Origin of the sequence: Microbulbifer agarilyticus S89 (genome assembly GCF_000220505.1) — a bacterium.
Lineage (GTDB): Bacteria > Pseudomonadota > Gammaproteobacteria > Pseudomonadales > Cellvibrionaceae > Microbulbifer > Microbulbifer agarilyticus_B.
The window spans coordinates 21,267-28,180 of sequence record NZ_AFPJ01000027.1 but is presented as its reverse complement, the minus strand read 5'-3'; the positions used below and the strand labels follow the sequence as shown (position 1 = coordinate 28,180).

Below are 6,914 nucleotides of genomic sequence, written 5' to 3'. Positions count from 1 at the left end.
GCCATCGCCGGGTTTTTTTGTATCTGCGCGCCGGGTTACTGACACAAAAAACCCCGGTAAATACTGGGGTTTTTCGCTGTGCAATGATTTCGTTTTAACGCGAAATCACGCGATCAGTTGCAGCTCGCATCTCCGATCTCTTCCCAGTCGGAAGACGTGCTCGGCTCCTGGCCCTGGGTCCACCACTTGGCACGGTAACGCTTGCCGTCGTGGTTGACCTCGTCACCGCCGTTGTAGGCTGTGCTGGCGTTCCAGGGTACTTCAATGTCACTGACCAGCTGCCAGTCAGCGGACGTGAAGCTTGGCTCCTGTTGCGTCCAGTACTTGGCCTGCCACACCAGCTGCTCGTGGCTTACCTGATCGCCGCCGAGGTAAGTGCTACCAGACTGCCAGGCGGGGAAGTTGCCTGCGTTCGGGTCGGTAGAGCTACAGCCACCATCCACAATCACATTGGTGACGGTCACGGTAACGTCCGCACTCGCAGAGGCCATGCCGTCGCTCACGCTAACGGTCAGGGTGAAGTTGGTATCGGCTTCCACCTGCGGTGCAGTAATAGTGATGGTGTCACCGGAACCGCTGGCCATACCGCTCCAGGTGTAGGTCAGTGCATCACCGTCGGCGTCACTGCCGATTGCGGTGATGGCGTCACTGGCGCCTTCCTGAATGGTTACCTGCGTCGGGGCAGAAACCTGTGGCGGGGTGTTGGCATCCGCTGGTAACAGGAAGATGCTCACCTGATCCGGTGTTGCATCACTGAGGCTGCCGTCGTTCACATTCAGCTCAAACACTAGCTCCTGTTCCGCGCTGACTTCCGCCGCGGAGAAGCTCGGCGTCGCGCTGGAGGCGTCGCTCAGGCTTACGCTGCTACCGGCAACCTGTGCCCAGCTGTAGGTCAGTGCATCACCATCCGGGTCGCTGGAGGCGCTGCCGTTCAGGGTGACGGTAGCCGGGGTGGTGACCATCTGATCCGCGCCGGCATCGGCACTGGGTGCCTGGTTCGGCTGGTCCGCTACCACGGTCACCGAAACCTGATCGGAATCGGACGCTTCACCGTCAGATACGGTCAGCGAGAACACCAGTTCCTCGTCCGCGCTTACCGCGGGGGCGGTAAAGCTCGCCGAAGCGCTGCTGGCATTTTGCAGGGTTACGCTGGTACCTGAAACCTGTACCCAGCTGTAGGTTAGCGGGTCGTTATCGAGGTCGCTGGACGTGCTGCCATCCAGGGTGACGCTGGCACTGCTATCCACGCTCTGGTCGCCGCCGGCGCGCGCAACCGGTGCGCGGTTACCGAAGCCATCACCGTGGCCCAGGCTCTCGTGCATGGCGTTCATGATGTCGCCATTGTCCGCGTCGATTTCCCAGGAGAACAGGCCAGCCAGGTTGTTGGACTGCACGTAGGCACCTTTCGCCATGACCGAGCGATGGTTGTCGTAGGTAATCAGGTCGCCGGTGCTCGGGTTGAAGATATACGGCGCTTCTGCCGCAGCATCGTAATACTCTTCCCACTCGCCGGTGGCAATGCGGGCAACGATATCGCGGTAGTCGACAACACCATCTTCCCAGGTGCCATTCACCATGCCTGTGGCGGTGCCGGTCATATGGTCGTTACCGTTCCAGCCAGAAACACCAGTCCAGCCGCGGCCGTACATCGCCGCACCAACAACCAGTTTACCGGGGTCTACGCCCAGACCCAGCAGGTTCTGGATACCATTGTGGGTGGTGTAGTCGGTGTCCGGCCGCCAGCTTGGCGCATACAGCGCAGCCTGGTGACCCAGTACATCGTTGCTCCAGCCACCATAGAAGTCATAGGTCATCACGAAGAAGTAATCCATGTACTGCTGTACATCGAGGTAATCCACATCTTCGATCTTGTCAGCACCCGCTCCAATCGCCGAGGTGAGCTCGTAGGTGCGGCCCGTTTCCTGCTCAAGATTGTCGAGCATGGCACGCAGGTCGCGCATCAGCAGGCGATAGGTTTCGCCATCGATGGCCGGGTCACCCAGTGTCGGGTTGGCACCCTGGCCGCCTGGGTATTCCCAGTCGATATCCACACCATCGAAGAATTTCCAGGTGCGGATAAATTCCTCAACGGAGTCCACAAAGGTTTTACGCTTGGCGGCATCGCTGAAGAAATAGAAGGGGTCGGACAGGGTCCAGCCACCAATGGATGGCAGAATTTTCAGATCCGGATAGGCCTGCTTCAGCGCCATCAGCTGGCCGAAGTTGCCTTTGTAGGGATCGGAGAAGGTCTGGTCGGCCTGAGATTTTTGCAGCGCAGCAAAGGGATCGTGCAGGGAAACTTTAAAATCTTCACGACCGGAGCAGGAACGCTGCAACGCCTGGAAAGAGCCTTCGATTTCTTTCAGGCTGTCATTGATGCCGTCGCCACCACAAATGGGGATAAACCCGTAAATCAGGTGGGTCAGGTTGTAGGAAGGCATCATGTCTACGGAGAACTTGCGTCCGTAAACACCCCACTCCACAAAGTAAGTACCCACAACGGAGTTGGTCGAGTTGGTGTAAGGCTGGTTGTTCTCTCCCGCGGTTACGGTAATCGGGTCGAGGTGGCTACCGTCGGTATCGGCAACCACGATATCGGTTGCCGCAGAGGTGGCGCAGCCATCGTCATTACACAGGGCAACTTGCAGGGAGTACTGGCCGCCCTCGGCCACTTGCAGGGTCGCAGTGCCGGTCTGGGTGGCGCCGCCGCTGACGTTTTGCTCTAGAACAACCTGGCCATTGAGCAGGTACTGCGCAGTAGTCGCTGGGTCACCAGACCACTTGGACCAGGCGACCGGGACCTCGGCGTAGTCGTTAATGGTTACCAGTTGCTCGTAGGCAGTCGCGGCTTCATCCACTTCAATAATGGCGAAGCTGGTTTCCATCCAGTCAATAGTGGGAGCGCCGGGCGCGGCGATAGCAGGAGAGCTGGCGAGACCCAATGCAAGTATTGCATGGCGCCAGTGGCTTGGGGTTAGCCCTTTCATCGATTGTCACCTTGTCGTTATTTTATGGGTAAGGTTCTATCAACAAGGGCAGCGAAAGGCTGTTTCCGTTAAACCGCAACGGGCATCGCTGCCCTTGGTGGAACGGCATTTAACAGCAATGCCGGTACTTCTAAATCGTTCGCTGTTCAATAACTTCCTGAACGGGTACCTCGAATCAATGCGGTCTGCAGCCCGCGAATGACATCGCTGTCATTTTCTATTACACAAATGACAGCGATGTCATTACTTTTTCACCTTACTCCGCTTTTGGCCCATGTGACCAGCGTGTTCATTCATCAGTGGGAAATATGTCACAACTTCGTCGCGGCTTGTGACGTAAAAATCGGCCATTCAAAGCGAGCATTGGAGAATTATTTTCCAAAAATGAATACGACGCCAAAACGGAAAAGCGGCCGAACAATGTCGACCGCCTTGCCCCACTTTTCCCAATCAAGCTGACTGAAACTTCCCGCTCTTACTCTCGCTGAAATCAATATTTCAAACCAGTGGTCACCCGCTGTGGGCGTATTTCCGGTCATGTCCAGTCTTCGTTACGGACCGCTTTTTCTTGGCACTCCACCGCGTCTCGCGATGGGGGAGTCTTCCCGGGACTGATACCAGTTTAGGATCGCCGCATCAGGCCCCAAACTTTTTTCTCATTTTTATTCCGGCGTGTAATTTTCCCCCGGGGCATCATTGGGAGTGGTTATTCCGCACCATACACTCCCCGAGCGATGTCCGAGCAATTGCAAGCGGAGTATTTATGCAGTTACAGACTCTTAAGCGTGCCGGAGTGGCTTCTGCCCTGGCACTGACTTTGACAACCGCTGGCTGCGCCAGCATGAGTGATACCGACCGCCGCGTGGGCACCGGTATTGGGGTTGGCGCGGTAACCGGGGCCTTAATTACCGGTGATGCGGGTGGTGCTGCGGTTGGTGCCGCACTCGGTGGTGCGGGTGGTTGGCTATATGATCGCCAGAAGAAAAGACGCTATTACTACGATCGGCACGGTCGCCGCGTCTATCGCTAACCTCAGGTATTACTTACCACACGTTTCACCAACCAGATACTTTACCTAGCGTCTGCAAACAGTGAGTCCGGGCAGGGATACCTTTCCGGACTCATTGCTTTTTCAGGGGTTTCACCAATCCTTCCAGCCCTTCGATTTTTATTTCCAGCGTCAGCGCCATCAAGTGCCCGAGGCGCCCTTTGGGAAACTCTTTCTTCGCAAACCAGAGTAAATATTCTTCAGGCAGGTCGATTAGCAACCGTCCCGCATACTTTCCGAATGGCATCTCGGTACGGGCAATATCGATCAAATCCTGCTTCTCGAGCATCACGCCCCCTGTTTTACATAACATCTTCTCCCGCGGATTCTACACTGTCTGGAGCCCACCCCGGTGGAACTTCCCTTGATCGCAGGGCACTTTTTGCCGCCGCGATTATGTGACAACATCACGGCACGGCCGACTATCTGGCCGATGCGCGTGCACCCGGGGAGATCCCCCTACACGTTCGCAGCAGCCCTTAAAATTTTTTTGAAGGAATAACAGTGAAAATAAACACGTCCACGCAAAAAATTGGACTGGCGCTTACCATCGCCCTGCTTACCGCTTGCGGCAAACCCGCAGACGACACCAACTCCCAAGCCAGCACCCCAGCTACCGCCGACAAACCCGCCGCCACGAGCGATGCGGCCAGCAGCGCAACGGTCTCCACCGAGGGCATGTGGATGCCGCGCCAATTGCCAGAGCTGGGCAACAAGCTGGAAGAATTGGGACTGGAGCTGGATCCCAGCACCATGACCGACCTGACCAAATTCCCGATGAACGCAGTGGTCAGCCTCGGCGGCTGCTCCGCTTCTTTCGTATCCCCAAAAGGGCTGGTGGCAACCAATCATCACTGTGCCTACGGCTCCATCTCCTACAACTCCACCGAAGACAATGATCTTCTGGCCAACGGCTTCCTGGCCAAGACCCTGGAAGAAGAAGTGCCCGCGGCACCGGGTTCACGCATCTACGTGACCGTGGAAATGGACGAGGTTACCGACAAGATCAAGAGTAAGCTCGACGACAGCATGGACGGCGCTACCCGCTTCAAGGCCATTGAAGATGCAGAAAAAGCGCTGGTTGCCGAGTGCGAATCGGACCCGGGCCACCGCTGTGAGGTTTACAGCTACTATGGCGGCGCCAGCTACTACCTGATCAAGCAGCTGGCCATCCGCGACGTGCGCCTGGTACACGCCCCGGCTTCCTCGATCGGCAAGTTCGGCGGGGATATCGATAACTGGATGTGGCCACGCCACACAGGCGACTACGCATTCCTGCGCGCTTACGTCGGCCCCGATGGCAAGCCAGCGGACTTCTCCAAAGAGAACGTGCCCTTTAAACCCAAGCACCACCTGACGGTGGCGACCGAAGGGCCTCAGGAAGGCGATTTCGTAATGGTTGCCGGCTACCCAGGCCGCACTAACCGCTACCGCACCGCCGAAGAAGTGGGCAATAACTTCACCTGGTACTACCCCACCATGCAGAAGGTGCTGGCAGAGTGGTCGGAAGTGATCGGCAATGCGACCGAAAACGACAAAGACGCTGCACTGAAGTATGCCAGCCTGGTTGCCGGCCTGAACAACTACGCCAAGAACTTCACCGGCATGATGGAAGGCTACAACCGCAGTGACCTGCTGACGCGCAAGCAACAGCTGGAGCAGGACCTGCAGAACTGGATCGGTGAAAAGCCCGAAGAGCGCAAGCAGTACGCTTCAGTGATCAACGATCTGAATAACCTGATCACCGAAAAGCAGTCCACCCAAGAGCGCGACCTGCTGCTTAACTACATGAACCGCTCCGCCATGCTGAGCAGTGCCCAGCGCCTCTACCGCCTGAGCCAGGAAAAGCAAAAAGCAGACGCAGACCGTGAACCCGGCTACCAGGAACGCGACATGACCCGCTTCGGCGAAAGCATGAAGCGTATCGAGCGCAACTTTGAACCTTCCGTAGATCAGGCCATCTGGACCTACTTCCTCGAGCGCTACAACGCGCTGCCGGAAGATCAGCGTATCGAGAGCTTTGATGCCTTCTTCGGTGGCGAGCTGAGCGGTGAAGCACTGCAGAACAAGCTGTCTGCTATGTATGAAAAAACCGGCCTCACCGATACCGACACCCGCCTGGCCTGGATGGAGAAATCGCCGGAAGAGTTCCGTGCAAGTGACGATCCGTTTATCCAGCTGGCGGTTGCCACCTTTGATGACCGCATGGAACTGGAGAAAAAGGACAAGGCATTGACCGGAGCCTTCGCCAAGATTCGCCCGCAGTTTATGGACCTGCTGATTTCCTACTACCAGGAACAGGGCAAGCCCGTTTACCCGGATGCGAACAGCTCACTGCGCCTGACCTACGGTCTGGTGAAAGGCTACACACCGCCCGCCGGCACTGTGAAAGGCGCGGCCGATGGCAACGATGGTAAAGACAGCTTTGTGCCCTTCACTACCCTGCGCGGTATCGAAGCCAAGTACACCGGTGAAGATCCGTTTGACTCGCCACAGGCCCTGCTGGATGCGATCAAAAACAAGGAGTACGGTGACTACTACGATGAAAACCTCGATTCCGTTCCGGTGAACTTCCTCACCACCGTGGACATCACCGGCGGTAACTCCGGTTCTGCCACCATGAATGGCAAAGGGGAATTCATTGGACTGGTATTCGACGGCACCTACGACAGCATCAACGCCGACTGGGACTTCAACGACAATACCCGCGCGATCCACGTCGATGTGGAATACATGCTGTGGGTGATGGACAAGGTCGACAACGCCCACAACCTGCTTGAGGAAATGGGTGTAAAGGAAATGGATGTAAAGGAAATGCAACAGTAACTTCCTGTATCCAACTTCCAAGCACAAAAAAGCCGGCGTTTATCGCCGGCTTT

Annotated in this window: 4 protein-coding genes; 2 read left to right on the top strand and 2 right to left on the bottom strand. The window is 56.7% G+C overall.

What is annotated here, in order from left to right; all coding sequences use genetic code 11:
• Positions 1–113 precede the first annotated feature (113 nt).
• Entirely contained in the window at positions 114–2,987 is a 2,874-nt protein-coding gene (locus AS89_RS0107690; RefSeq protein ID WP_050901667.1) for a glycosyl hydrolase family 18 protein, read from the bottom strand.
• A 763-nt stretch (positions 2,988–3,750) separates the two neighbouring features.
• Between AS89_RS0107690 and AS89_RS0107680 the strand changes: the two genes are divergently transcribed.
• Positions 3,751–4,017 (top strand): glycine zipper domain-containing protein, encoded by a 267-nt coding sequence (locus AS89_RS0107680; protein WP_010131917.1) that lies wholly within the window; start codon positions 3,751–3,753, stop codon positions 4,015–4,017.
• A gap of 91 nt (positions 4,018–4,108) precedes the next feature.
• Here AS89_RS0107680 and AS89_RS0107675 read toward each other — a convergent pair whose 3' ends face one another.
• Positions 4,109–4,324, bottom strand: a complete 216-nt coding sequence (locus tag AS89_RS0107675) for a DUF3820 family protein (protein WP_010131916.1) — start codon at positions 4,322–4,324, stop codon at positions 4,109–4,111.
• Between the two features lie 266 nt (positions 4,325–4,590).
• On the opposite strand from AS89_RS0107675, the gene AS89_RS0107670 reads away from it, so the two are divergent.
• Positions 4,591–6,861 carry a S46 family peptidase gene (locus tag AS89_RS0107670; protein ID WP_373419106.1) on the top strand — a complete coding sequence of 757 codons (2,271 nt, stop codon included), beginning with the start codon at positions 4,591–4,593 and terminating at the stop codon, positions 6,859–6,861.
• Positions 6,862–6,914: the final 53 nt, after the last annotated feature.

Excerpts from the sequence above, each read along its gene's own strand:
- AS89_RS0107675 (WP_010131916.1), bottom strand. The coding sequence starts at position 4,324 with ATGCTCGAGAAGCAGGATTTGATCGATATTGCCCGTACCGAGATGCCA.
- AS89_RS0107690 (WP_050901667.1), bottom strand. The coding sequence starts at position 2,987 with ATGAAAGGGCTAACCCCAAGCCACTGGCGCCATGCAATACTTGCATTG.
- AS89_RS0107680 (WP_010131917.1), top strand. The coding sequence starts at position 3,751 with ATGCAGTTACAGACTCTTAAGCGTGCCGGAGTGGCTTCTGCCCTGGCA.